A 25353-nucleotide genomic window follows, 5' to 3' on the forward strand; every position below is an offset into this window, starting at 1 on the left:
CCTGCGGCAGCTCCTACATTGACCCGTGTAGGAGCTGCCGCAGGCTGCGATCTTTTGCTTTTAATGCCGGCCGATTTCCAGCAAGAACCGGCTCAAGTCATTCGCTGTCTTCGCGGTCTTGAGCATGCGGTCTTCCTCGGCGGTGAACGCCGTCAGGCCGAATTCATCTTCCAGATGAAAGATCAGATCCTCGATATCGGCTTTCTCCAGGCCCAGTTGCACCAGGCTGGTGTTGTCGTTGAACTCGCGGTTTTCCAGCAAGCGCTGGATGAATCGATGCACGGCGGCACGCACGGCAGCTCTTCTCATGGCAGATTTTTCTGATTGTTGTTCTGCTTGAGTGAAGCAGGCCTCAGGCGTGCTCGCGCAACCATTCGTCAATCATCGAGCGCAAACGCTCGCCGGCAAAACTGCCGAAGTGTCCGCCATGTACCGTGCGGATCGGCAATGCCTGCAAACGCCGCAGACTGGTGGCGTAATCCTGCAGATTGGAATGGTAGGCGTCTTCGATCAGCGGCCCGTCGTAGATGATGTCGCCGCTGAACAGGGTTTGCGTCGCCGCCTCATACAGGCTGATCCCGCCCGGCGAATGCCCCGGTGTGTGCAGCACTTGCAGCGTGCGATTGCCCAGATCCAGCACATCGCCGTCCTCGACAAACCCGGTGGCGGGCGCGGCCTTGACCCGGTATTCGGCGTAGCACAACGGGCAGTCCGGATGCGCCTCGAACATGTCGTCGCCGACGAACGCGCGGCTTAAATCATTCTCGCCATCGGGCGCGGCCAGGATGTCAGCCTCGGCCGGGTGCACCAGCCGTTCAGCAAATTCATGATGCCCGGCAATGTGGTCGAAATGGCAATGACTGGCCACCGCCACCAGTGGCCGCTCGGTGATCCACGGCAACTGCTCGCGCAGGCTGACCAATCCCGAACCGCTGTCCAGCAACAGGTCTTTGTCGCGGCCCTGCACATGCCACAGGTTGCAGCGATAGAACGGCCGAATATACGGCTCATGGATCAACCGAATGCCGTCACTAAGCGATTGCACTTCAAACCACTGATCGCGCGAAACGATCTTCATAAGCCATTTTCTCCGGGCGTAAAAAAACGGGTGTGGCAACCGACGCCACACCCGTCGAAGAAAGCATCAAGTCGTTACATCAGAGCTTAGATCGCGCTCGCCACGGTTGCCGGGCGAGGGGAGACCAGGCTGACCACCACAAAACTCACCAGACCCACGGCCAGGCTGTAGTAGATCGGCGTGTTCGCATCCAGACCATCCTTGAACATGAACAGCAGCGCGGTGGCGAAACCCAGGCCCATGCTGGCGATAGCGCCGGCGGTGGTTGCGCGTTTCCAGAAGATCGCCCCGATCAGCGGGATCAGCATGCCGCCCACCAACAGGTTGTAAGCGAGGGTCAGGGCGCTGATCACATCGTTCACCACCAACGCGATACCCAGCACGACCACACCGGTCAACAGGGTAAACAGGCGGTTGATCGCCAGGCTCGACTGTTTACCGCCACGCAGTTTCGGCAGCAGGTCTTCCGTTACGGTGGTGGCAGCGGCGAGCAGACCGGCGCTGGCGGTGGACATCATCGCGGCCAGTGCGGCAGCGATCACCAGACCGCGAATGCCGTCCGGCAGCGACAGTTTGACGATGGCGGCGAAGGCGTTGTTGACGTTGTCCAGATCCGGGATCAGTACATGCGCGGCCATGCCGATCAGGGCGCAGGCCAGACCGTAGATGATGCAGTAGACGCCCGCGATGCTGCCGGCGTATTGCGCGACTTTGGCGGTCCTGACGGTGAACACCCGTTGCCAGATGTCCTGACCGATCAGGATGCCGAAGAAGTAGATCATGAAGTAGGTGATGATCGTGTCCCAGCCGATGGTGGTGAAGCTGAAGGCGGTCGCCGGCAGTTTCAGTACCAGTTCGTCCCAGCCGCCAACGCGGTACAGGCAGATCGGCAACAGGATGAACATCAGGCCCACGGTCTTGATGATGAACTGGACGATGTCGGTCAGGGTCAGCGACCACATGCCGCCAATCGCCGAGTAGATCACCACGACGCCACCACCGACGAGTACCGACACCCAGAATGGCAGGTCAAACAGCACTTGCAGGACGGTGCCGATCGCCAGGATCGAGGTCACGCCAATCATCAGCGCGTAGGCCAGCATGATCGCCGCGCTCGCCGAGCGGGCCATCGGGTTGTAGCGTTTTTCGAGGACCTGGGTAACGGTGTAGATCTTCAGTTTCAGCAGCGGTTTGGCGAGGAACAGGTTCAGCGCAACGATGCCGCAACCCAGTGCCGCGCACAGCCAGAAACCGGAAATGCCATGCACGTAGCCCAGACGCACGGTGCCGACGGTAGACGCGCCACCGAGAACGGTCGCGGCCATGGTGCCCATGTACAGGCTTGGGCCGAGGTTACGACCGGCAACGAGAAAGTCCTCGTTGGTCTTGGCCTTGCGCATGCCGAAGTAGCCGAGCAAGAGCATGCCGGCGGCGTAGATGAGGACGACGAATAAATCCAAAGCCATGATGGCGTGTCTCCGATTGTCTTTTTTATGTTGAGGCCAAAATCATTTCCCTTGTAGGCCTTCGCCTGCTCGCGATAGCGGTCTTTCAGTCACATCGATGTTGGATGTGCTGCAGTCATCGCGAGCAGGCTCACTCCTACAGGGATCTGCGTCAGGCGGCCTGACGCAGTTGAGGTTTTACTGCGGCTTCACGCCGCACATCCTTCGGGCCGAACACTTCGCGCGGTTCCGGGAACAGGCTCAGCAGCGTCAGGTACACCACCGAGGCCAGGCCCAGGGTCACCGGCAAACTGATGTCGATGCCGCCGGCCATTTCACCCAGCGGGCCGACGAATTGCCCCGGCAAGTTCACGAAGCACAGGCCAACCGCCGCACTCGGGATCCATGCACCCAGGCCGCGCCAGTTCCAGCCGTGGCTGAACCAGTAGCGCCCGCCCTGTTCGCCGCGAGTGAACACTTGCAGGTCATCCGGGCAGTAGAAGCCGCGACGCACCAGAAGGCCGATGATCATGATCACCATCCATGGCGTGGTGCAGGTGATGATCAGCACAGCGAAGGTCGACACGCTCTGCACCAGGTTCGCCGCAAAGCGCCCGATGAAGATGAAGGCAATCGACAGCACACCAATCAGCAGCGTTGCTTTCACCCGCGAGAGAACCCGTGGGAACACGCTGGACATGTCCAGCCCTGTGCCATACAGCGACGTGGTGCCGGTGGACATGCCGCCGATCACCGCAATCAGGCACACCGGCAGGAAGAACCAGCTCGGCGACACCGCCAGCAAACCGCCCACATAGTTGTTCGCCGCGATGTAGTCCGGCGCCTTGATCGCAACGATGGTCGCGGTGGTCAGGCCGAACAGGAACGGGATGAACGTGGCGATCTGCGACAGCACAACCGCCGCCATGATGCGTTGCTTGGAGGTTTCACGCGGGATGTAACGCGACCAGTCGCCGAGGAATGCACCGAAGGATATCGGATTACTCATCGCCACCAGTGCCGCGCCGATGAACGCGGCCCAGAAGCCCGGTTGCCCGAGGCTGACGGTGCCCGCGTAATGCGCGTCGAAAGGACCGGCGAAGGCGAAGATGCCCAGCAGGAACAACAGGCTGGCGCTCCACACCGCGATCTTGTTCACCCACAGCAAAAAGCGGAAGCCGTAGATGCACACGGTCAGCACCAGAATCGCGAACAGACCGTAGGCCAGGCCCAGGGTCAGGTCGGTTTCCGGCAGACCGATCAGGCGTTTCGCACCGCCGATCAGCGCATCCCCCGAACTCCACACCGAGAGCGAGAAAAACGCGATAGCGGTCAACAGCGACAGGAACGAACCGACGATCCGCCCGTGCACGCCGAAATGCGCACCTGACGACACGGCATTGTTGGTGCCGTTGAGCGGGCCGAACAGGCCCATCGGTGCGAGGATCAGCGAGCCGAGCAGCACGCCCAGCACAATCGCCCAGACGCCGGCCTGGAAAGACAGACCGAACAGCACCGGGAAACTGCCGAGCACGGCGGTGGCAAAGGTATTCGAACCACCGAAGATCATCCGGAACAAGTCCGTCGGGCCTGCGGTACGTTCGTGGTCCGGGATCTGTTCGACCCCGTGGGTTTCAATTTGCGTAAGGCTGTGGTCGTTGTTGTTGTTATTCATGATCTGCTCCGATCATAAAGGCGCGCTCATCGTGCGTGAGCGTCACCTGTCTTGGCTAAGGGGATGGCAGCCCTTCCGGCATTGCGGACAAATGTTCGTGGCAGGCCAGCCAATGGCCTTGTTGTTCTAGGCTCGACGCTTGTTTCTTGAAAACAATCGTCTCGCGCTCCTGGCTGAAGTGTTGCTCCCCTTGCATGCGCAGCTCGGTGGCCACGTCATGGATGAAAATCGCCACGTCACCCTGCAGGCTGACGAAGGCGTTGCTCGAGGTGCACGAGAGCACCTCGAAGCCATCCTCGGCGCGCCAGTTGTCCCACAAGGCCTGATAGGCATCGCGCGACAGCAGCGGCTGTTCGAGGGTGTAGAAGACGAAACTTGCATCGGCGCTGAACGCGCCGAAATAAGCTTCGCGATCATTGCGGGCGAAGGCGGACACCAGATCGGCGGCCGCTTGCAAAACCTGATCACGTTCGTTCATGACCCGACCCTCAGCGATGGACCACGCCTGGCAGTACGCAGAGCATTTCGTACAGCAGGTTGGCGGCCAGCAGCGAGGTATTGCCGGTGGTGTCATAAGCGGGCGAGACTTCTACCAGATCGCAACCGATCAGGTCGAGGCCTTGGCAGCCGCGGATAATTTCAATTGCCTGAATGGTCGTCAGGCCACCGATTTCCGGGGTGCCGGTGCCAGGTGCCCAGGCCGGGTCGATGCCGTCGATGTCGAAACTCAGATACACCGGGCCGCCGCCGACTTTCTCGCGCACTTCGGCCATCAGTGGTGCCAGCGACTTGTGCCAGCATTCTTCGGCCTGAACCACGCGGAAGCCCTGATCGCGGCTCCAGTTGAAGTCGTCAGCGGTATAACCCTGAGCGCGCAGACCGATTTGCACGACACGGTCGCAATCGAGCAGACCTTCTTCGACAGCGCGGCGGAAAGTGGTGCCATGGGCGATTTTCTCGCCGAACATGTGATCGTTGACGTCAGCGTGGGCATCGATGTGCACCAGACCGACCTTGCCGTGTTTTTTATGAATCGCACGCAGGATCGGCAGGGTGATGGTGTGGTCGCCGCCCAGGGTCATCGGGATCACGTTGTGCTCGAGAATGTTGTCGTAGGCTTCTTCGATGATGCGCACGGCGTCGAGCAGGTTGAAGGTGTTGATCGCCACGTCACCGATGTCGGCAACCGACAGCGAGTCGAATGGCGCCGCGCCGGTCGCCATGTTGTATGGGCGGATCATCACCGATTCGGTGCGAATGTCGCGTGGCCCGAAACGGGTGCCGGGGCGCAGCGAAGTACCGATGTCCAGTGGCACGCCTACGAAGGCAGCGTCCAGGCCGGCAGCGGTCGGTACATGGGGGAGTCGGAGCATGGTGGCGATGCCGCCGAAGCGCGGCATTTCGTTGCCGCCCAGTGGTTGGTGAAGAATCTTGTCCACGGGTAAGGCCTCATCGTCTTTGTTTTATTTATGTCGGCGCGCCGTAGAGCAAAGGTTCGGACGCCGCTGTGGGGCCGATGATGCGAAATGAAGTGCGGCGAAAGAATCGCTACGGGCAAAAACTTAGTTCAGATTTTTCTAAACTAATGCCAGACTTCCACACCTGCTCGTTCCCATGCTCCGCGTGGGAATGCATCCACGGACGCTCCGCGTCCAGCCGTACTCGCAGGTGACGCAGAGCGTCACGGGCTGCATTCTCACGCAGAGCGTGGGAACGATCCTTGGAGTAGACATGGCCAACGCTTTACCCGACCTGAAACTGTTGCGCATCTTCGTCAGCGTCGTGCGGCATCAGGGTTTCGCCAATGCGCAGCAGGAACTCAACCTGTCGACCTCGGCAATCAGCACCTACATGAGCCAGCTCGAAGCCGCGCTCGGTCTGGTGTTGTGTCATCGCGGACGCGGCGGGTTCAGCCTGACCAGCAAGGGTGAGCTGTTCCACCAGGAAACCCTGCGCCTGCTCGCCGAACTCGAGGGGTTCGAGCAATACGCCGCCGCGCTCAAAGGCGAACTGCGCGGCACGCTCAACCTCGGTGTGATCGACTCCACCGTCAGCGACAAGGCCCTGCCATTCGCCGAAGCCATCGGCGGTTACAGCCAGGAACACCCGGCGGTGCATTTGCATTTGTCGGTGATGAGCCCGTACGAACTGCAACTCGGCGTGCAGGACAACCGTCTCGATCTGGCCATCGGCGCGTTTTCCACACGGATGAGCGGTCTGGTCTACATGCCGCTGTACCGCGAACAACACTGGCTGTATTGCAGCAGCCGGCACCCGTTGTTCAACGAGCGGCGCATCCCCGAGCAGGTCATCACCCAGCAGCGCATGGTCGGCCGTGGCTATTGGAGCCAGGCGGAACTGGCCCGGCACGGTTTCAAACACAGTGCCGCGACCGTGGAAAGTATGGAGGCGCAGCTGATTCTGGTGTTGTCCGGCGCCTACATCGGTTACTTGCCGGAGCACTACGCGCAGGCGTGGGCCGACAAGGGCGATTTGCGTGTGCTGCTGCCGGCGACCTTTGGTTATCAGGCGCCGTTCTCGATGATCATGCGCCGGGGCCGTAGCCGCGAACCGTTGATTCAGACATTCCGTGATTTGCTCAAAGCCCAGCTCAATCAGGCGTAGCTTGCAGGAAAAACAACCATGCCCAGACCCCAATGCCCGCGCTGCCTGCGCCCTGAAACCCATTGCCTGTGCCCGCTGATCCCGCACCTCGACAGCCGCACGCGGGTGTTGCTGTTGCAGCATCCGAGCGAGGTCAATCATGCGTTGAATACCGCGCGGTTGGCGGCACTTGGTTTGACCAATGCCGAACTGATCGTTGGCGAGGTGTTCGAGGATTTGCCGGCGTTGCTGAATCGACCGGGTTATCGCGCGCGGTTGTTGTTTCCCGCCGATGATGCGCAGCCGATGCAGGTTTATGGCGAGTCCGATGAACCGCTGTTGCTGGTGGTGCCGGATGGCACGTGGCGCAAGGCGCGCAAGATGCTCCACCTCAATCCGCTGCTGGCGGCGTTGCCACGGGTGACGCTGGCGGAGGGCGGGGTGTCGCGCTATCGCTTGCGCAAGGCACCGGGGCCGGGAGCGTTGTCGACGATTGAAGCGATTGTGCAGGCGCTGCAAACGTTGGAAGCGCCGGCGTCATTCGAACCGCTGCTCAAACCGTTCGAGGCGCTGATCGAGGGGCAGATTGCGGCGATGGGGGAGGAGACTTTCCAGCGTAATCATGGCGATAGATGATCGTTCCCACGCTCTGCGTGGGAACGATCATTCGCTAGCGCTCGCGCATCGCCTCGGTCCGCGCTTTCAGCACCGGTTTCAACAGGTAATCCAAGACACTTTTCTCCCCGGTAATAATGTCCACCGTCGCCACCATCCCCGGAATGATCAGCAACGGTTTCACATCCCCGCCCAAATGGTTTTTATCGGTACGCACCTGAATCAGATAAAAGCTGTTGCCCTTGTCATCGGTGATCGTGTCCGCGCCGATCAGCTCAAGCTTGGCGCTCAACCCGCCATAAATCGTGTAGTCGTAAGCGCTGAACTTGACCATGGCTTTCTGGCCCGGGTGCAGGAACGCGACGTCCTGCGGGCGCACCTTGGCTTCGATCAGCAAGTTGTCTTCCAGCGGCACGATTTCGACCATGTCGCTGCCCGGCTGCACCACGCCGCCGATGGTGTTGACCTTCAATTGCTTGATCACCCCGTGCACCGGCGACGTCACGGTGGTGCGCGTGACGCGGTCGTCGATGGCGATGCTGGTGGCAGTGATTTTCGACAGGTCGGTGCGTTTCTCATTCAGCTCTTTCGCGGCTTCGGAGCGGAAGGTCTGTTCCGATTCATCGATCTTGCTGCGGATCTCGGCAATCGCCGATTCGGCGCGGGGAATGGCCAGTGTCGTTGCGTTCAGCGAGCCACGAATTTCTACCGCGCTGCGTTTGAGCCGAAGGATTTCCACCGGCGACACCGCGCCGGTTTTCACCAGCGGTTCGGACATGTTCATCTCTTGCTGCAGCAGCCCCAGGCTGGAACTGAACTGGCCCTGCTTGGAGCGAAACTCGGCCAGCTCCTGAGTCTTCTGCCGCAGTTGTTCGCTTAACGTGCGCTGCTCGCTGGCCAGTCGGCGCTGGCGTTGTTCGTACAGCGAACGCTCGTCTTCGGCGACTTGCGGCGCTTTGGCGATCACTTCATCGGACAGCTTGAATGGCCGACCTTCGGCCTCTGCAGATAAGCGCTCGACCTGCGCCGTCAACGCATAACGATCCGCCTCGCTTTCACCTTTATTCGAACGAAAGCGCGTGTCATCCAGACGCAGCAGCGTGTCGCCCTTGTTCACCATCTGGCCTTCGCGAACGAAAATTTCGGTAACGATACCGCCCTCAAGGTTCTGGATCACCTGGACCTTGCTCGATGGAATCGCCTTGCCTTCGCCCATGGTCACTTCTTCGAGCACGGCGAACTTGGCCCAGACCACCGCACTGATCAGCAAGCCCGCCGCCAGCCACACGGTGATCCGCGACCAGCGCGGCGAATCCTGCAACGAGGCGCCGGCGGTTTCCGGCATGAATTCGGCTTCGGCGCTTTTGCCGAAACTGTCGAAGTAGCCGCGATCTTTGCTATCGGAGGAAGCAGACATGGGGCAACTCCTAGACCGCTGCCGAGCCGACGCGGCCCTTGCGCAGTGCATCGATGACCGCTTCTTTCGGGCCGTCAGCGACGACCCGACCGTTGTCCAGCACCAGCAAGCGATCCACCAGGCTCAGCATCGAGGTCCGGTGGGTCACCAGCAGTAAGGTTTTGCCTTGCACCCAACCGTGCAGCTTCTGCCGCAGTTGGTCTTCACTGCTGTTGTCCATCGCGCTGGTGGGCTCGTCGAGCAGCATGATCGGCGGATCGAGCAACAGCGAACGTGCCAGCAACACGGCCTGACGTTGCCCGCCCGAGAGTAATTGCCCGCGCTCGCCGACGGGCCGGTCGAAACCTTGCGGATGTTGCCGGGCCAGTTCGGTCACGCCGGTCAGTTCAGCCACTTCGAGCATCCGCGAATCGCTGATGTAACGCGCGCCGAGGGTGAGGTTGTCGCGCAGGCTGCCGGCCAGCAGCGGCAGGTCGTGGGCGACATAACCGATTTGCTGGCGCAGGTCGGCGACGTCGAGTTGGCGCAAGTCGAGGCCGTCGAGCAACAGCTGACCTTCCTCGGGTTCATAGAAACCCATGACCAATCGCGCCAAGGTACTTTTCCCCGAACCGCTGCGACCGATGATGCCGACCCGCTCGCCGGGTTTCAGGCTGAAGGTGACGTTGCTCAGCGCTGGCGCATTCTGGCCGTTGTAATGGAAGGTCACGCCGTTGACGTCCAACGCGCCTTGCAGCTGTGTGCGCTCCAATGGCCGCTGTTTGCCGTCACGTTCCTGCGGCAAGGCCATCAGCGCGTCGGTGCTTTTCATGGTCAGTTGCGCTTGCTGATAGCGGGTGATCAGCCCGGCGATCTGCCCGAGCGGCGCGAGTACGCGGCTGCCAAGCATGTAGGTGGCGACCAGCGCACCGACGCTGAGGTTGCCGGCGATGATGCTGTAGACCCCGGCAACAATCGTCGCCATCCCCGAGAACTGCTGAATGAACAGCGTGCCGTTGGTGGCCAGCGCCGACAGATTGCGCGCATGGCTGTCGAGGCGGGTGAGGGCGCCGTGGGTGCTTTCCCATTTGTGCTGGCGTTCGCTTTCGGCGCTACAGGCCTTGAGGGTTTCCAGGCCGCCGAGGGTTTCGATCAGCACGGCCTGGCGTTCGGCGCCGAGGCTCAGGCTTTTCTGCACGGTGTCGCGCAGACGCACCTGAATGATCATGGCGAAGATGATCGTGATCGGAAACGCCAGCAGCGGAATCACCACCAGCCAGCCGCCGAGCAAACCAATCACCGCCAACATCAGCACGACGAAGGGCAGGTCAATGAGGCTGGTCAGGGTCACCGCCGTGAGGAATTCGCGCAGGCCCTGGAAGTCATGAATGCTCTGGGCGAAACCGCCGATGGTCGCCGGCCGCGCCTTCATCGACATGCCGGTGATGCGCTCGAATAAAGTCGCGGAAAGGATCACATCGGTTTTCTTCCCGGCGGTGTCGAGCAAGTGCGCGCGCACTACGCGCAGGACCAGTTCGAAACCGGTGCCGATCAGCAGGCCGATCGACAGCACCCACAGGGTCGACGTCGCCTGATTCGGCACCACGCGGTCATACGTCTGCATGACGAACAGCGGCACCATCAGGCCTAACAGGTTGATCAGGAAACTGGCGAGGATGGCATCGCTATAAAGCCATTTCGACAGCTTGAGGGTATCGCGAAACCACGCGTGCACACGCGGCACCAGCGGTGAGCGCAGGTCTTCGAGTTCGTGGCGCGGGCGGGCGAACAAGGCCTGGCCGCTGTAGTGTTCGGCGAGTTCTTCACGGCTGATCCATTGCTCGCCGCCGTCGGCTTCGCTGGGCAGGATCAGCGCTTTGCCGTCGTCGCCGAAACGCCGCAAAACAGCGGTGCGACCGTCATTGAGCAGCAGCAGAATTGGCAGGTTGAGCGGTGAAATATCTTTCAGTTCGCGGCGCAGAATACGCGCCTGCAACCCGGCCCGGGCAGCGGCGCGGGGCAGCAGATCGAGACTCAGGCGTTGTTTGTCGAGAGGCAGCCCGGCGCTCAGGCTGGCACGACTGACCGTCGCGCCATGCAGTTTGCAGAGGATCAACAGACCGTCGAGTAACGGATCATCGAAGCTCAGCCGCGGATCGACCCCGGCGTTACCGCCTCCGGCCATGCTAGTCATATCGATCGCTCCCCTGTTACCGCTTCATTGATCGTTCCCACGCTCTGCGTGGGAATGACTCTAGGGACGCTCTGCGTCCAGTGACGCGGAGCGTCACGGGCTGCATTCCCACGCAGAGCGTGGGAACGATCAGGGCAAAGTCAGCCCCTGCACCGTTTACTTCAGTTCAGGCAAGCGCGCTTCGTTTTTGACTTCGGTCGCAGCGATCGCATCGGCGGGCAGCACCACCCGTTGTTTGCTCAGCAACTGGCCCATGTTCGCCAGCACGCGGTACATCGAATATTCCTCGGTGTAGCGGATTTCGGTGTAGCGGCGGTTGGCGTTGTAGAGCTCGTTTTCACTGTCGAGCAAGTCGAGCAGGGTGCGTTGACCGAGGCCGAACTGATCCTGATACGCGGCGCGTACGCGTTTGGTGGTTTCGGCGTATTCGCGAGCGGTCGGGGTCTGCTTCTTCGCGTTCTGCATGGCGTTCCAGGCCAGGCGAATGTTCTCGTTGAGCTGACGCAGGGCGTTGTTGCGGATGTCCATCGCCTGATTGATGTCATGGGCATTGGCGGCCAGTCGGGCCTTGTCGCTGCCGCCACGGAACAGGTTGTAGTTCATCACCACACCCACCCGCCATTCGTTGTCGTGACCTTCATCGCCCTGCACGTTGTTGTTCGCACCGACAGCCGCTTCGGCATCGAAGCGCGGGTAGAACGGTGATTTGGCGACTTCGTACTGGCTTTCGGCCGATTGCACGTCGGCCTGGGCGGATTTCAGGTACGGGTTGTTGTCGACCATGCTCTGCTGGGCTTCGCGCAAGTCGGGCGGCAGTTCGCCACGGGTCGAGGCCGGGGTTTCCAGCTCATCGGGCATGCGTCCGACCACGCTGTAGAAGTTGGCTTCGGCGTCGGACAGATCGACTTCAGCGGTGTCGAGGTTGTTCTGCGCCAGCGCTTTACGCGCGACCGATTGATCCGAGTCAGCCGTGCTGCCGACGCCGCGCTCGGTGCGCAGGCCGATCTGATCGTTGACGCGCAAGTGCGCCTGCAAGTTATTGCGGGCCAGCGTCACCAGTTCGCGGCGCTTGAGCACTTCGAGGTAGACCTCGATGGTGCGCAGGGCCAGATCCTGGGCGGTCCCTTGCGCGTAGTACGCGCGCGAATTGGAGACGCCTTTGGTGCGCTCGACCTCGTTGGCGGTGTTGAAACCGTCGAACAGCATCTGCCGCAGGCGCAGCTCCGACTGGGTGTAATTGAGAATGCGCGTGTCGTGGTTGCCGAAGGCCCGGGTATTGGTGTTGTCGCTGTAGCCGCGACCGTAAGCGGCGTTCAAATCGACGGACGGATAGAAGCCACCCTTGGCAACTTTGATCTGTTCATCAGCCGACAGGCGGGCGTCCACGCGCGAAGCCAGTTCCGGGTGAGTGGCGATGGTGCTTTGAATAGCCTCGGTGAGGTTCATGGCCTGGGCTTGAGAAGTGCAAGCCATGGCCAGCAAAACCGCGCTGCAGAGGGGGGTTAAAACGCGCATGGGTGCATCTCCCTAAGTCCTGATGGTGTGTTACTGTCGCCAAATATTTGACGATATTTATAGGTGTAAGCGTTTCACTCTTGTAACAACAGAGCTAAGAACATCCTAGAGCGTAGCTAAGAAAAATTTTTCATAAGGCTTATTCCGAAAAAAACTTATGCGCTTTGTAAAATCCGGCACATTGTTCAGCACGAAAGCCTTTGTTTTATGCGCTTTAGGGAGCTCAGAAAGGCTTGAGGAAAGTTCCATTCACTTTGCGACATACGGCGAAGTACTGCTGAAGGGGAGGGACGCGTAGCGGCAAAAGAGCGACAGATTTTTGTCACTCGGGTGATTCACCACCGTTACGTAGCGTTAGTGGGCGGCAGTTTGAGTTAGGGGTTGCAAGTGCTTGATAGCACTGGGATTTCTCCTCAAATGACCCCTGCAAAACGAACTGTCGAAGGTGCGAGCGTCGCCTCCGACAACCCGATTGAGCCATGGGCTGCTTCGCGAACCAGTGCTGACGGTGGTCGGCAGCGGAGGATTTCACATGGCAACGCTCATCGGTACCGTCACAAAAGTCATTGGTCAGGTCTTCGCGCAGGCAGCCGACGGCAGCAAACGCGCACTGGTTGAGGGCGATCGCTTGTATGCCGGCGATCAACTGATCACCGGCGCTGAAGGTGCGGTCGCGGTGCATTTGCAGAATGGCCAGGACCTGACCCTCGGCCGCGACAGCAGCCTGACCATGACCGGGCAATTGCTCGCCGATCAGGCCGCCCACGTCAACGCGCCGGAGGCCGTGACCCCGAGCGAAGCGCAACTGACCGATGTCGAGCAAATCCAGAAAGCCATTGCCGCTGGTGACGACCCGAGCAAAACCGCCGAAGCCACTGCCGCCGGTCCGAATGCACCGGGCGGCTCGCCGGGTGAACTGGGCGGCGGGCACAGTTTTGTGTTGCTGACGGAGGTCGGCGGGCGAGTCGATCCGATCATCGGTTTCCCGACGGCGGGGTTCGGCGGCATCCCGGAATTTCCTGACTATCGCTTTGATGCCGTGGTCGACAACGGCGATGACACCGTCGCGCCGATTACGCCGCCACCGCCACTGGTGGTCAACAATCCGGTGATCATCGACGGCCTCGCCGTGCCGGGCGGTGAACTGAACCTCAACGAAGCCAATCTGCCTGACGGTTCGGCGGCCAACCCCGGTGCGCTGACCCAGAGCGGGACGTTCACGGTGTCCGCGCCGGATGGCTTGAGCAGCCTGAGCATTGGCGGCATCAACGTCATTGCCGGCGGCGTGCCGGTCGGCTTTCCGCAATCGTTCACTACGCAACTGGGCAACACCCTGACCATCACCGGCTACAACCCGACGACGGGCGCTGTCAGTTACAGCTACACCCTCAACGGCAACGAAACCCACGCCGCCGGCGATGGCGCCAACAACCTCAGCGAACAGTTCACCGTGATTGCCGGCGACAGCAATGGCGACACCGCCACCGGCACGCTTGACGTCAACATCACCGACGACGTGCCTCGCGCGGTCGACGACATCAATGGCACGGCTTCCGAAACGTTGCTGACCCTGACCGGCAACGTCCTGACCAACGACGTGCAAGGCGCCGACCGCGTGCCCACCGGCCCCAATGCCGGGCCGATTACGCCCGGTACGTTCACCGGTACTTACGGCACGCTGGTGCTGAATGCCAACGGCACCTACACCTACACGCTGAACACCAACGACACCGACTTCAAAAACCTCCACGGCGGTGGCAACGGCACCGAGACCTTCACCTACACCCTCACCGATGCTGACGGCGACAAAAGCACGGCGAACCTCGTCTTGCAGATCCATAACAACGACGACCCGGTGATCATCAACGGCTTGAACGTTGAGGGCGGTGAACTGACGGTCTACGAGAAAAACCTCAGTGACGGCAGCGCACCGGACTCCACCGCGCTCACCCAAAGCGGCACCTTCACCATTACCGCACTCGACGGCGTGACCACGCTGACCGTTGGCGGCATTGCCGTCGTCACCAACGGTGTCGCCGCAGGCTTCCCGCAATCCGTGACCACGCCGCTGGGCAGCACGCTGACCATCACCGGTTTCAACGCCACCACCGGCGTGGTCAGCTACAGCTACACCCTGGTCGACAACGAAACGCATCCGAGCGCCAACGGCGCGAACAACCTGCCTGAGCAATTTGCCGTCACCGTGGTGGATGACAACGGCACCACCGCCAACGCCACGCTCGATGTGAACATTGTCGATGACCTTCCAAAAGCCGTGGATGACAGCAACACCACCACCGCTTCGGAAAGCCAACTCACCTTGACCGGCAACGTGCTGACCAACGACGTGCAAGGCGCCGACCGCGTAGTCAGCGGGCCCGTCACCGCCGGTACTTTCACCGGCACTTACGGCACTTTGGTACTCAACGCCAACGGCACCTACACCTACACGCTGAACACCAACGACGCCGACTTCAAAAACCTCCACGGCGGCGGCAACGGCACCGAGAATTTCACCTACACCATTACCGATTCCGACGGTGACACCAGCACCGCCAACCTCGTTTTGCAGATACATAACAATGACGATCCGGTGATCATCAACGGCTTGAACGTTGAGGGCGGTGAACTGACGGTCTACGAGAAAAACCTCAGTGACGGCAGCGCACCGGACTCCACCGCGCTCACCCAAAGCGGCACCTTCACCATCACTGCGCTGGATGGCGTCACCACGCTGACCGTCGGTGGCATTGCCGTGGTCACCAACGGTGTCGCCGCAGGCTTCCCGCAGTCGATCACTACGCCGCTTGGCAGCACGCTGACCATCACCGGTTTCAACGCCACCACCGGCGTGGTCAGCTACAGCTACACCCTGGTCGACAACGAAGCGCATCCGAACGCCAACGGCGCGAACAATCTGCCTGAACAGTTCGCCGTCACAGTGGTGGATGACAACGGCACCACGGCCAACGCCACGCTGGATGTGAACATCGTCGATGACCTGCCAAAGGCCGTCGATGACAGCAACCCATCGACAGCTTCTGAAACCTTGCTGACGTTGACCGGCAACGTCCTGACCAACGACGTGCAAGGCGCTGACCGAGTGCCAACCGGACCTGTGACCGCCGGCACCTTCACCGGCACCTACGGCACCTTGGTACTCAACGCCAACGGCACCTACACCTACACGCTGAACACCAACGACACCGACTTCAAAAACCTCCACGGCGGCGGCAACGGCACCGAGAATTTCACCTACACCCTTACCGATGCGGACGGCGACACCAGCACCGCGAATCTGGTGTTGAACATCCACAACAACGACGATCAGGTCTACCTCAACGGCCTCGACGTGAAGGGCGGCGAACTCACCGTCTACGAGAAAAACCTCAGCTTCGGCACCAGCCCTGATACTCCGGCGCTGACCCAGAGCGGCACCTTCACCGTGACCGCCCTCGACGGTCTGCAAACTCTGACCGTGGGCGGCATCGCCGTGGTGACCGGTGGCGTGGCCGCAGGCTTTCCGCAATCGATCGTCACGCCGCTCGGCAGCACCTTGACCATCACCGGCTACAACGAGACCACGGGCGTCGTCAGCTACAGCTACACCCTGGTCGATAACGAAACCCATCCCAATGCCAACGGCGCCAACAGCATCAGCGAAAACTTCAACGTGGTCGCGACCGACACCGACGGCAGCACGGCCAGCGGCCAGATCAACGTCAACATTGTCGATGACTTGCCAAGCGCTCACCCTGACGCGGCATCAGTGAGGGAGGGCGACACCGTCAGCGGTAACGTGCTGGACAACGACATCGGCGGCGCGGATGGCCCAGCCGTGACCGGCGCAGTGGTCGGCGTGCGCGCCGGCTCCGACACCTCGACTTCGGCCATCGGTGGCCTCAATAGCAACATCAACGGCACCTACGGTTACCTGACCCTGGACGCCAACGGCAACGCGGTTTACCACAGCAATCCCAACGTCGTGAACGGCCCGGGCGCGGTGGATGTGTTCACCTACACCGTGCGCGATGCCGACGGCGATGAAAGCACCACCACCATCACCATCGATGTCGCCAATAGCTGCCTGAAAGCCACCAGCGACACCGATGTCACCGTGTTCGAGAAAGCTTTGGACCTGACCAAGGACGGCGCGGATATCGCCGCCGGTACGGTCACCGGCAGCGACCCGACCAGCACCGGCGAAACTGCGTCCGGCACGTTGGTCGGCTCGGTCACCGGGGCGGTCGGCGCGATCAGCTATGCACTGGTCGGCAGCGCCACCGGCAACTACGGGCAGATCGTCCTGAACCCCAACGGCACTTACACCTACACGCTGACCTCGCCGGCGAGCACCACGCCGCATGCCGACGACGGCGCCAACACCCTGAGCGAAACCTTCACCTATCAGGCCACCGATTCGCTGGGCAACATCGTCACCAGCACCATCGTCGTGAAGATCGTCGATGACGTGCCGAGAGCGGTGAACGACAGCAACGTCAACAACGCCTCGGAAACCCAGTTGACCCTGACCGGCAACGTGCTGACCAACGATGTGCAAGGTGCCGACGTGGTGGCGACCGGGCCGAATGCCGGGCCGATCACCGCTGGCACCTTCACCGGTACTTACGGCACCTTGGTGCTCAACGCCAACGGCACGTACACCTACACCTTGAACAGCAACGATGCCGACTTCAAAAACCTGCACGGCGGCGGCAACGGCACCGAGACGTTCACCTATACGCTGACCGATGCCGACGGCGACACCAGCACCGCCAACCTCGTCCTGCAGGTGCACAACAATGACGATCCGGTGGTGCTCAACGGCCTCGACGTCAACGGAGGCGAACTCACCGTCTACGAGAAAAATCTCGGCGACGGCAGCAGTCCCAACCTCCCGGCGCTGACCCAGAGCGGCACCTTCACCGTCACCGCACTCGATGGCCTGCAAACCCTCACCGTCGGCGGCATCGCCGTGGTCAGCAATGGCGTCGCCGCAGGCTTCCCGCAGTCCGTGGTTTCGCCGCTCGGCAGCACCTTCACCGTCACCGGTTACAACCCGGCGACCGGCGTCGTCAGTTACAGCTACACGTTGGTCGATAACGAAACCCACCCGAACGCCAACGGTGCCAACAGCATTACCGAGAACTTCAACGTGGTGGCGACGGACACCGATGGCAGCACCGCCAGCGGCCAGATCAACGTCAACATCGTCGATGATCTGCCGACTGCCAAACCTGACACCGGCGCGGTGGCGGAGGGCGGCACGGTCAATGTCAGCGTGCTCGGCAATGACGCCAGCGGTGCCGATGGCGCCGCGACGGTGGTCGGCGTGCGCGCCGGCAGCAACACCGGGACATCGGCCATCGGCGGTCTCGACAGCAACATCAATGGCAACTTCGGCTACCTGACCCTCGATGCTGCAGGCAACGCCGTGTATCACAGCAACCCGAACTCGGTGAGCCCGCCGGGCGCCACCGACACCTTCACCTACACCATCCGCGACAGCGATGGCGATGAAAGCACCACGACGATCACCATCAACGTCGCCGACAGCAAACTGGTCGCCTCGGTCGATCAAGACGTGACAGTCTTCGAGAAAGCCCTCGACCTGAGCAAGGATGGCGCCGATCTCGCCCCCGGCACGGTCACCGGCAGCGATCCCACCAACACTGGCGAAACCGCCACCGGCACATTGGTCGGCGCGGTCAGCGGCGGCACAGGCGCGCTCACTTACACCCTGGTCGGCAGCGCTACCGGCAGCTACGGGCAGATCCAGCTCAACGCCGACGGCACTTACACCTACACGCTGACCTCGGCGCCGAAAACCTCGCCGAACGCCAACGACGGGGCGAACACCCTGAGCGAAAGCTTCACCTACAAAGCCACCGATGCGCTGGGCAACAGCACCACCAGCACCCTCGTCGTCAACATCGTCGATGACGTGCCAAAAGCGGTGGCGTCGGATCGCTCGGTGGCGGCGGTGCAGATCGACTCGAACATCCTCATCGTTCTCGATATTTCCGGCAGTATGGCCGACGCCTCCGGTGTGCCCGGCCTGTCACGGCTGGCGCTGGCCAAGCAGGCAATCAGCGCCTTGCTCGACAAATACGATGACCTCGGCGATGTGAAAGTGCAGCTCGTCACGTTCAGCAGCAACGCCGCCGACCGCACCACGGTGTGGGTGGATATCGCCACAGCCAAAACACTCCTGGCCGGTCTCAGTGCTGGCGGCGGCACCAACTACGACGCCGCTGTGGCAACCATGCAAACCGCGTTCAACACCTCGGGCAAACTCACCGGGGCGCAGAACGTCGGCTACTTCTTCTCGGACGGCAAACCCAATGAAGGCGACATCGGCACCGCCGACGAAGCCGCGCTGAAAGCCTTCCTCGATGCCAACAACATCAAGAACTACGCGATCGGCCTGGGCAGCGGCGTGAGCAACGCCAACCTCGACCCGCTGGCCTACGACGGCATCAGCCACACCAACACCAACGCGGTGGTGGTCACCGATCTCAACCAGCTCAATTCGGTGCTGTCCGGCACCGTCATCGGCGCGCCGGTCACCGGTTCGTTGCTGGGTGAGGGCGGCACCTTCGGCGCCGATGGTGGCTTCATCAAATCCATCGTCATCGACGGCACCACTTACACCTACGATCCGAAAGCCCTCGGCGGCCAAGGCTCGCTGACGCCAAGCGGCGGCACCAATCACGGCACCTTCAACACCGTGAACAACACGTTGAGCATTGCCACCAATAACGGCGGCACACTGCTGATCAACCTCGACACGGGCGACTACACCTACACCTCGCAGAAAACCACCGCGGTGGTGATCACCGAGAACATCGGCTTCACCGTCAGCGACAACGACGGCGACCTCGCCAGCTCCACGCTGACCGTGAAGGTGATCCCCAACGCGCCGCCGGTGGCCGTGGACGATCACGTCATCACCAACGTGCTGTCGGGCAATATCGTCGTACCTGGCGAGTTGCTGCTGGCCAACGATACTGATCCGAATGGCGACACCCTCAGCGCTACGCCGACCAGCTTCACCACCGGATGGATCTCGAAATCCGCTGACTTCACCGGCACCGGCGCGATCAACTTCACTGGCACCAACGTCAACACCGCCGCCAACCAGAACCTGGCCAACGTGCGCAATGCGTTCAGTGCCAACGCCGCGACCATGACCGCCGTGCTGGTGGTCAGTGGCTATCTCGGCGCAGTGACCAACAGCAACGCCAACGATGAAGACCGCATCACCGTCAACCTGCGCCAGGGCGAAACCCTCAATCTGGACCACAACCTGGCGGCCGGTCACGTCATCATGGAGTACTCGATCAACGGCGGCGCCTACATCGCCCTCGCGGACGGGCAAACCCTCACGGCGTCGGCCGATGGCGTCTATCAGATCCATATCACCAACATCAGCAACACCACGGGCGGCAACGCCAACGCGGCGGAAAACTATCAGCTGACCATGACCCTCAACTACGCCGGGGCCCACGACGTCACCCCGGACTACCACGGCACCTACACCGCCAACGACAACCACGGCGGCAGCGATTCGGCGGCCGTGACCATCAGCTACCAGGACGGCCACCTCCTCACCGGCACTTCGGGGGATGACATTCTGGTGGCGGGCACCGGCGACAACATCATCAACGCCGGCGACGGCAACGACGTGCTCACCGCAGGCTCGGGCAACAACGAACTGCACGGCGGCGCCGGCAACGACTTGCTTTACAGCGGCCCAGGCAATGACTTGCTCGACGGCGGTACCGGCATCGACACCGCCAGCTACGCCCACGCCACTGCCGGCGTCACGGTCAGCCTCGGTGTGCTCGGTGCGCAAAACACCCTCGGCGCGGGCACCGACACTCTGACCGGCATCGAAAACCTCATCGGCTCAAACTTCAACGACACGCTGACCGGTGACAACAATAACAACGTGATCAACGGCGGCTTGGGCAACGACATCCTCAATGGCGGGGGCGGCGATGACCTGCTGATCGGCGGCATGGGCAACAACACCATGACTGGCGGAGCAGGGGCCGACACCTTCCAGTGGCTCAAGGGCAACAGCGGCCACGACACCATCACCGACTTCACCCCCGGCACCGACAAGCTCGACCTGTCGCAACTGCTGCAAGGTGAAAACGGCACCACGGCGTCGCTGGACGATTATCTGCACTTCACCGTCAGCGGCAGCGGTGCGTCGGTGATGACCAGCATCGACGTCAGCGCCATGGCCGGTGCCACGCCCAACCAGACCATCGACCTGGCCGGCGTCAACCTCGCCAGCCACTACGGCGTAACGCCGGGCGCGGGCGGGATGATTGCCAGCGGTCACGACACAGCGACGATCATCAGCGGCATGCTCAATGATCATTCGTTGAAGGTGGACACGGTTTGAACTGAGGGCTGAAACGACAAAACCCGCCGTCCCGGTTGAACCGGGGCGGCGGGTTTTTTCTGTCTGAGGTTAGGATACTGATCGTTCCCTGATCACCAAATCTCCACGCTAAGCTGGTCAATCGGAAATAGTAGCGATCAGCGCTGTTTCATCCAGACGTTGTCGACCATGAAGTCGTTGCCGTCTCCACTGAATACTTGGTTCGAAAGTCCGAGCGTAAACGTTCCGGTAGAGGTGGCTGTGTAAGTTCCTGTGCCTAGCTTCCATTTCACTTGTCGATTTGTATCTACAGCGGGACCGATGGCAGTCCCATTAATCGTTAATTGCAAAACTGTACCAAAAGCCCCATTACCCGTTCTCGCGGATAATGAGAATCCAAAATCGTATGTTCTGCCGGCTTCAAGCTCGATAGCACAGGTCATTACTTGTCCCGAGAAACCAAAGCTGGAGTTCGTGAATGCGTGAACGACTCCACCACTCACATGCAGGTCCTTCCTGTATGAGCCTTGGGGAATCCAACCCTGGAAAGTTTGATCATTAAAGTCCCAGGTTTTCGAGAGTGTATGGTTGGATATCCTATATGTCTTCAACGGCGCAACAATCGCATCTGCCTCTTCCTCGCTCAGTGTTAGCGCCGCTTTGAAATGCAGCTCGAGTGCAGTCCCGTGCCCCAGTTCCGTGAGGTAACTGTAAGGCAGCGCATATTGAAATTCTCCCGCATTCAGCCAGTCCTGATTGACGTAGGAACCAGGCCACGGCAACAGCAGCAGATTGTGCTCGGCGCCCGCTGCGGTCTTGCCCTTGAGTTCCAGTTTGACCCGCTGATTAAGCGCGATGAATGCCCAGTCACGCGCTAGGACGGTGGCGCCTTCGGTGACGTTGGTCACGTCCAGATCGTTGCCCTCGGCTTGCACGATACTGACTTTATCCAGCTCCGTAGCAGGCAACGGCGTGACCGTCACTGTCAGCACTTTCGATGGATATTTGCTCGTGCCCGCCGTGACCTCGTAGGCCAGTGTGAAAGTCTTGTCAGCGTTGCCGATGTTGGCCGCGATCGCTTCGGCGGGAATCAGAAACTCGACGCTGCCGCTGGTCGAGCCTTGCTGCGGTGGGAACGTTGGCGATCCGGCGTCGGGGGTGCCGAGCAGGCTCAACTGGATGCTTTGCGAGGTCGTCATGCCGTCGTAGGCGACGATGACGCGGGCACCGGTCTGCACGTCCAGCGGGGCAAGCGTGACAAAGGCGCCAACGCCCGTTGCTTGTGGCAATAGTGGCAGCGGCAGCACCGCCTCCAGCGGCTGACCGACCACAAACTCCAACGGATTCGAATAACTCGTGGTGTTACTCGCCACGCGAAAGATCTCGTAGCGCACAGTGATGGTTTTACCGCGATGGGCTTCGATGTGGGTGGCCACGAAATTCGCGTCGAGGGTGAAGATCACGTCCTTGTTCGCCGATAGGGCATTGAGTTTTTTCGAGTCGGTGACTGGCTCACTGCCCTCGACACTCCAGAAGTACGTGACGGTATCTCCGGACTGGGTCGGATTGTTTACCGGGCGTGGCGCGGTCAGTTTGCCAAGGCCGTTGGGCAGGTCATTGGGCTCTAGTGCTCCGTCTTTTTCTCCGAGGACGATCGGTTTGACCAGCTCGAATTGCGGTTCGCCGACATTCAGCACGGTGGCGTGCAACGATGGCCGTCTGGCCACATTGCCGTTTTCATCGGTGAGCAGGTTATAGGACAGATCCAGCGTGCCGCCCTCGAGGGTCTTGAGGTGTTTTCCGTCGACGCTGACGATGAAGCCATTGGGGTCGCTGGCTTCGGTGGCACTGGGGAAAAACCACTCAAGTTCCGGATCGTAGGTGGTGGTATCGGGGCGGGTGCCGAACCATTTCAGTTCGATGGCGTTGCCTTCTTTGATCAGCGGATCGTACGGGATGCGAACATGAGTGACAGCCAGATCAGGATCCAGCGCGCCGCTCACTGCATCCAGTGAAATCGGTGCAGCGAGGCGGGTGGCTTCACCGATAAATTTGATGAAGCGTCCTTTGGAGCGGTTGATGACCTTCCCGTCGCGCTCCAGCTCAAAGGAAAACATGCCTTGGGTTTTTGCCAGCGCGCGGGCGCCGGCGCTACTGAAGAGCACTTCGACTAACGTCGGCGGTGTTTTCTGGATGGTGTAGCGCACACTGACGTCGACGCTTTCACCCTCGAGGGTCGCACCTCTGAGGTTCATGATGATGACGTCGTTCTTCGCGAACTCCTTAGCTTCCGCCCAGACCTGCAGGGTCAGATCGTCGCCGGGTTTCAGTTTTTCCAGATCGAACTCGTTGCCGTCGGCATCCTCCAGCATCGGCGCGTCCAGCCGCGAGTTACCAGTGTCGACGACGATCCGGGTTTCCTCGCACCAGTCTTCGGATTGATTGGACACCCGGTCGCGGATGAAATAGGTCACGGCCAGGCCTTCGAGGCCGGAATCGCCAGCGGCGAGAATGGTTGCTTCGTCGATATGGATCTTGAACGGATTGGTCGCGGGGTCATCGATCTGCGCCTGCGTCAGCGGGGCCGACAGCACCATTTTGCCGCCCCAGCTGACGTGCGCGATGTCACCCACAGCCGCGTCTTCATACAGACCGGTGCTGCCCGGTTTGCCAAGCACAATGATGTCCACACCGTTTTTCGCGCTGTCCTTGTCGACGCCATCCTCCACGATGCCTGCCGGAAGGATTTTCATGGACAACCCGGAGTGGCCGTACTCGGGATCGATGTCCTGACCGGCGGGGATTTCCAGTTTGACGTCGAGTTCGAGCGCCGGCGTGAAGGACTCCGGTTGCTGAAAAATCCGCGTCACGCGGTAAGCCAGAGTCCATTGCCCGCTGAGAAACTCGTCCGCCGGCACGAATAGCGTGGTGCGTTCTCGCAGTTCAATCAGTTCGGTGACGACCGAGTGCGCCACCGGCTTACCGTTGACCAGCAGCTCGACCTTGTCATTCAGCGCTTTTTCGGACCAAGGCTGAATTTGCACTTTCATGCCCTTATCCGGGAAATTACCTTTCGCCGCGGCGAAGTTGATGCCCCAATCGCCGCTTGGTAACGCAATTGCGCCGGTAATTTCCGGGTCCAGCAGAGCGAGAGGGTGAAAGTTTCTCAGCGCTTGAATCAGCATGATGGGGCACTCCTGGCGATGGATGACGATGGAGTGATTAGGGGGGATGGCGGGGATTTGCACACCTGTCAGAGTTGACAGGTGGAGGAGGGTTTCCGATGAGCGGTAATTCCTTCACTTGGATAAAGCATCGCCGAGTGCAGCAACTATCTGTTGAACTCGGCGTTTTTTTTAAACTGCTGTTGTTTGACAAATTTGCTATTCGTTAGATTGCTCGGATGAGCAAGTTGTCGACTTCGTAATCGTTTCCATCGTGAGTCGCAACGTGGTTAATAATCATCAGCTCTAGTTGTTTGCTTTGTGGCACGAACGTCCCCGACAAGGTAATCCATGATCTTGGTAACGGCGTAGGTTGCGTTAACGCACCTTGGGACGTACTCAATGAAAGTGTCGGAACGTTCGAGGTTCCTCCTATGTACCTTGTTGTGGCAGCAATGGAAAACTCATAACGTCGTCCGATTTCAAAGTTTGAAAAGACTTTTCTTAGAACGACACCAGCTGAGTTATTTGTAAAAGTGTTGTTAAACAACCGGCGGTTACCCTGTTCTAGCCTAATACTCCAGTCTCTCGGATCGCTCGCCGCTGGGCCAGCCTGCCATCCACCAAATGTCCCATTTTCAAAATCTGTAAGTTCATAAACCAAGGTTGCCTCTCTCGAAAAATTTCGAGCGTTAGAGGTCTGTCCTGTGGTGACAGCCCTTGCCGTTAGCGAGTGGCCACCAACGGCGATCGTCAAGGAGGTTGACCAACTGCCACCGGGCGCCCCAACGGTATGTCTGAATCCGCCATTGTCGTAAATGTGTACCGAATGTCCGGGTGTGACGGCGCCTGTAACCGTGACGCTGGCGGATTGAGTGGTTGCGCCGTTAGTTACCTCACCGACAGCATCTCTGACTGAGCTAATAAAGGGCGCCACGTGCGCCGCGACCGTAAACCCCCTGACCGCCGACTCAAGCCCTTGCCCATACAGATTCCTGGCTTTCAACGAATAGTTTTTTGCGGCGAGATTCGGCAACACCAGACTACCAACACCCGCCGCATTCAGCGTGATCGGCGCGCCAATCGTTGCCGCGCCATCGTAGAGTTGCACCCGCTGATTCGGTTCGGCCTTGACTGCTACCGTCACACTGGTTTCATAGGTTGTCTCATTGGGCGGAACGTTGCCTCTGACGTCGGTGACACCCGTGATTTCCGGGCGACTGGCGACGGCGACCGTAAACGCCCTGACCGCCGACTCAAGCCCTTGCC

13 protein-coding genes and 1 pseudogene are annotated in these 25353 nt (G+C 60.5%); 3 read left to right on the forward strand and 11 right to left on the reverse strand.

What is annotated here, in order from left to right; translation table 11 throughout:
- Nucleotides 1-60: 60 nt before the first annotated feature.
- The 6 genes from EJA71_RS16670 to speB form a co-directional block, all read right to left on the reverse strand.
- Nucleotides 61-309, reverse strand: coding sequence for an acyl carrier protein (locus EJA71_RS16670; protein ID WP_158958551.1), 249 nt, complete (start codon nucleotides 307-309; stop codon nucleotides 61-63).
- Between the two features lie 43 nt (nucleotides 310-352).
- Nucleotides 353-1078, reverse strand: a complete 726-nt coding sequence (locus EJA71_RS16675) for an MBL fold metallo-hydrolase (RefSeq protein ID WP_158958553.1) — start codon at nucleotides 1076-1078, stop codon at nucleotides 353-355.
- Between the two features lie 86 nt (nucleotides 1079-1164).
- Nucleotides 1165-2544 carry a sodium:solute symporter gene (locus EJA71_RS16680; RefSeq protein WP_158958555.1) on the reverse strand — a complete coding sequence of 460 codons (1380 nt, stop codon included), beginning with the start codon at nucleotides 2542-2544 and terminating at the stop codon, nucleotides 1165-1167.
- A 151-nt stretch (nucleotides 2545-2695) separates the two neighbouring features.
- Entirely contained in the window at nucleotides 2696-4198 is a 1503-nt protein-coding gene (locus EJA71_RS16685; protein WP_158958557.1) for a cytosine permease, read from the reverse strand.
- 55 nt (nucleotides 4199-4253) lie between these two features.
- Nucleotides 4254-4676 carry a nuclear transport factor 2 family protein gene (locus tag EJA71_RS16690; RefSeq protein ID WP_158958559.1) on the reverse strand — a complete coding sequence of 141 codons (423 nt, stop codon included), beginning with the start codon at nucleotides 4674-4676 and terminating at the stop codon, nucleotides 4254-4256.
- Between the two features lie 10 nt (nucleotides 4677-4686).
- Nucleotides 4687-5637 (reverse strand): agmatinase, encoded by a 951-nt coding sequence (gene speB, locus EJA71_RS16695; RefSeq protein ID WP_039761035.1) that lies wholly within the window; start codon nucleotides 5635-5637, stop codon nucleotides 4687-4689.
- Between the two features lie 292 nt (nucleotides 5638-5929).
- On the opposite strand from speB, the gene EJA71_RS16700 reads away from it, so the two are divergent.
- Both EJA71_RS16700 and EJA71_RS16705 read left to right on the forward strand, forming a co-directional pair.
- Nucleotides 5930-6823, forward strand: coding sequence for a LysR family transcriptional regulator (locus EJA71_RS16700; protein ID WP_053118206.1), 894 nt, complete (start codon nucleotides 5930-5932; stop codon nucleotides 6821-6823).
- An 18-nt stretch (nucleotides 6824-6841) separates the two neighbouring features.
- Nucleotides 6842-7438 carry a tRNA-uridine aminocarboxypropyltransferase gene (locus EJA71_RS16705; protein ID WP_158958561.1) on the forward strand — a complete coding sequence of 199 codons (597 nt, stop codon included), beginning with the start codon at nucleotides 6842-6844 and terminating at the stop codon, nucleotides 7436-7438.
- Between the two features lie 34 nt (nucleotides 7439-7472).
- Here EJA71_RS16705 and EJA71_RS16710 read toward each other — a convergent pair whose 3' ends face one another.
- The 3 genes from EJA71_RS16710 to EJA71_RS16720 form a co-directional block, all read right to left on the reverse strand.
- On the reverse strand, nucleotides 7473-8834 hold the full coding sequence (locus EJA71_RS16710; protein ID WP_158958563.1) for an HlyD family type I secretion periplasmic adaptor subunit: 1362 nt from the start codon (nucleotides 8832-8834) through the stop codon (nucleotides 7473-7475).
- Nucleotides 8835-8844: 10 nt separating this feature from the next.
- The gene (locus EJA71_RS16715) at nucleotides 8845-11007 is read right to left on the reverse strand and encodes a type I secretion system permease/ATPase (RefSeq protein ID WP_158958565.1); all 2163 of its coding nucleotides are present in this window, start codon (nucleotides 11005-11007) and stop codon (nucleotides 8845-8847) included.
- Nucleotides 11008-11163: 156 nt separating this feature from the next.
- Nucleotides 11164-12522 carry a TolC family outer membrane protein gene (locus EJA71_RS16720; protein WP_158958567.1) on the reverse strand — a complete coding sequence of 453 codons (1359 nt, stop codon included), beginning with the start codon at nucleotides 12520-12522 and terminating at the stop codon, nucleotides 11164-11166.
- 532 nt (nucleotides 12523-13054) lie between these two features.
- Between EJA71_RS16720 and EJA71_RS16725 the strand changes: the two genes are divergently transcribed.
- Entirely contained in the window at nucleotides 13055-20941 is a 7887-nt protein-coding gene (locus EJA71_RS16725) for a retention module-containing protein (RefSeq protein ID WP_158958569.1), read from the forward strand.
- 137 nt (nucleotides 20942-21078) lie between these two features.
- On the opposite strand, the gene EJA71_RS16730 is transcribed toward EJA71_RS16725, so the two are convergent.
- Both EJA71_RS16730 and EJA71_RS16735 read right to left on the reverse strand, forming a co-directional pair.
- Entirely contained in the window at nucleotides 21079-24105 is a 3027-nt protein-coding gene (locus EJA71_RS16730; RefSeq protein ID WP_158958571.1) for a hypothetical protein, read from the reverse strand.
- A 205-nt stretch (nucleotides 24106-24310) separates the two neighbouring features.
- Nucleotides 24311-25353: pseudogene (locus EJA71_RS16735) on the reverse strand (hypothetical protein); the annotation flags it as partial.

The sequence above is a fragment of the Pseudomonas sp. PB106 genome, from assembly GCF_009764645.1.
GTDB lineage: Bacteria > Pseudomonadota > Gammaproteobacteria > Pseudomonadales > Pseudomonadaceae > Aquipseudomonas.

What these genes read in the sequence shown, in the direction of transcription:
- EJA71_RS16675 (WP_158958553.1), bottom strand. Translation starts at nt 1,078, where the DNA reads ATGAAGATCGTTTCGCGCGATCAGTGGTTTGAAGTGCAATCGCTTAGT.
- EJA71_RS16700 (WP_053118206.1), top strand. Translation starts at nt 5,930, where the DNA reads ATGGCCAACGCTTTACCCGACCTGAAACTGTTGCGCATCTTCGTCAGC.
- EJA71_RS16705 (WP_158958561.1), top strand. Translation starts at nt 6,842, where the DNA reads ATGCCCAGACCCCAATGCCCGCGCTGCCTGCGCCCTGAAACCCATTGC.
- EJA71_RS16715 (WP_158958565.1), bottom strand. Translation starts at nt 11,007, where the DNA reads ATGACTAGCATGGCCGGAGGCGGTAACGCCGGGGTCGATCCGCGGCTG.
- EJA71_RS16670 (WP_158958551.1), bottom strand. Translation starts at nt 309, where the DNA reads ATGAGAAGAGCTGCCGTGCGTGCCGCCGTGCATCGATTCATCCAGCGC.
- EJA71_RS16680 (WP_158958555.1), bottom strand. Translation starts at nt 2,544, where the DNA reads ATGGCTTTGGATTTATTCGTCGTCCTCATCTACGCCGCCGGCATGCTC.
- EJA71_RS16690 (WP_158958559.1), bottom strand. Translation starts at nt 4,676, where the DNA reads ATGAACGAACGTGATCAGGTTTTGCAAGCGGCCGCCGATCTGGTGTCC.
- EJA71_RS16720 (WP_158958567.1), bottom strand. Translation starts at nt 12,522, where the DNA reads ATGCGCGTTTTAACCCCCCTCTGCAGCGCGGTTTTGCTGGCCATGGCT.
- EJA71_RS16710 (WP_158958563.1), bottom strand. Translation starts at nt 8,834, where the DNA reads ATGTCTGCTTCCTCCGATAGCAAAGATCGCGGCTACTTCGACAGTTTC.
- EJA71_RS16685 (WP_158958557.1), bottom strand. Translation starts at nt 4,198, where the DNA reads ATGAATAACAACAACAACGACCACAGCCTTACGCAAATTGAAACCCAC.
- EJA71_RS16730 (WP_158958571.1), bottom strand. Translation starts at nt 24,105, where the DNA reads ATGCTGATTCAAGCGCTGAGAAACTTTCACCCTCTCGCTCTGCTGGAC.
- EJA71_RS16725 (WP_158958569.1), top strand. Translation starts at nt 13,055, where the DNA reads ATGGCAACGCTCATCGGTACCGTCACAAAAGTCATTGGTCAGGTCTTC.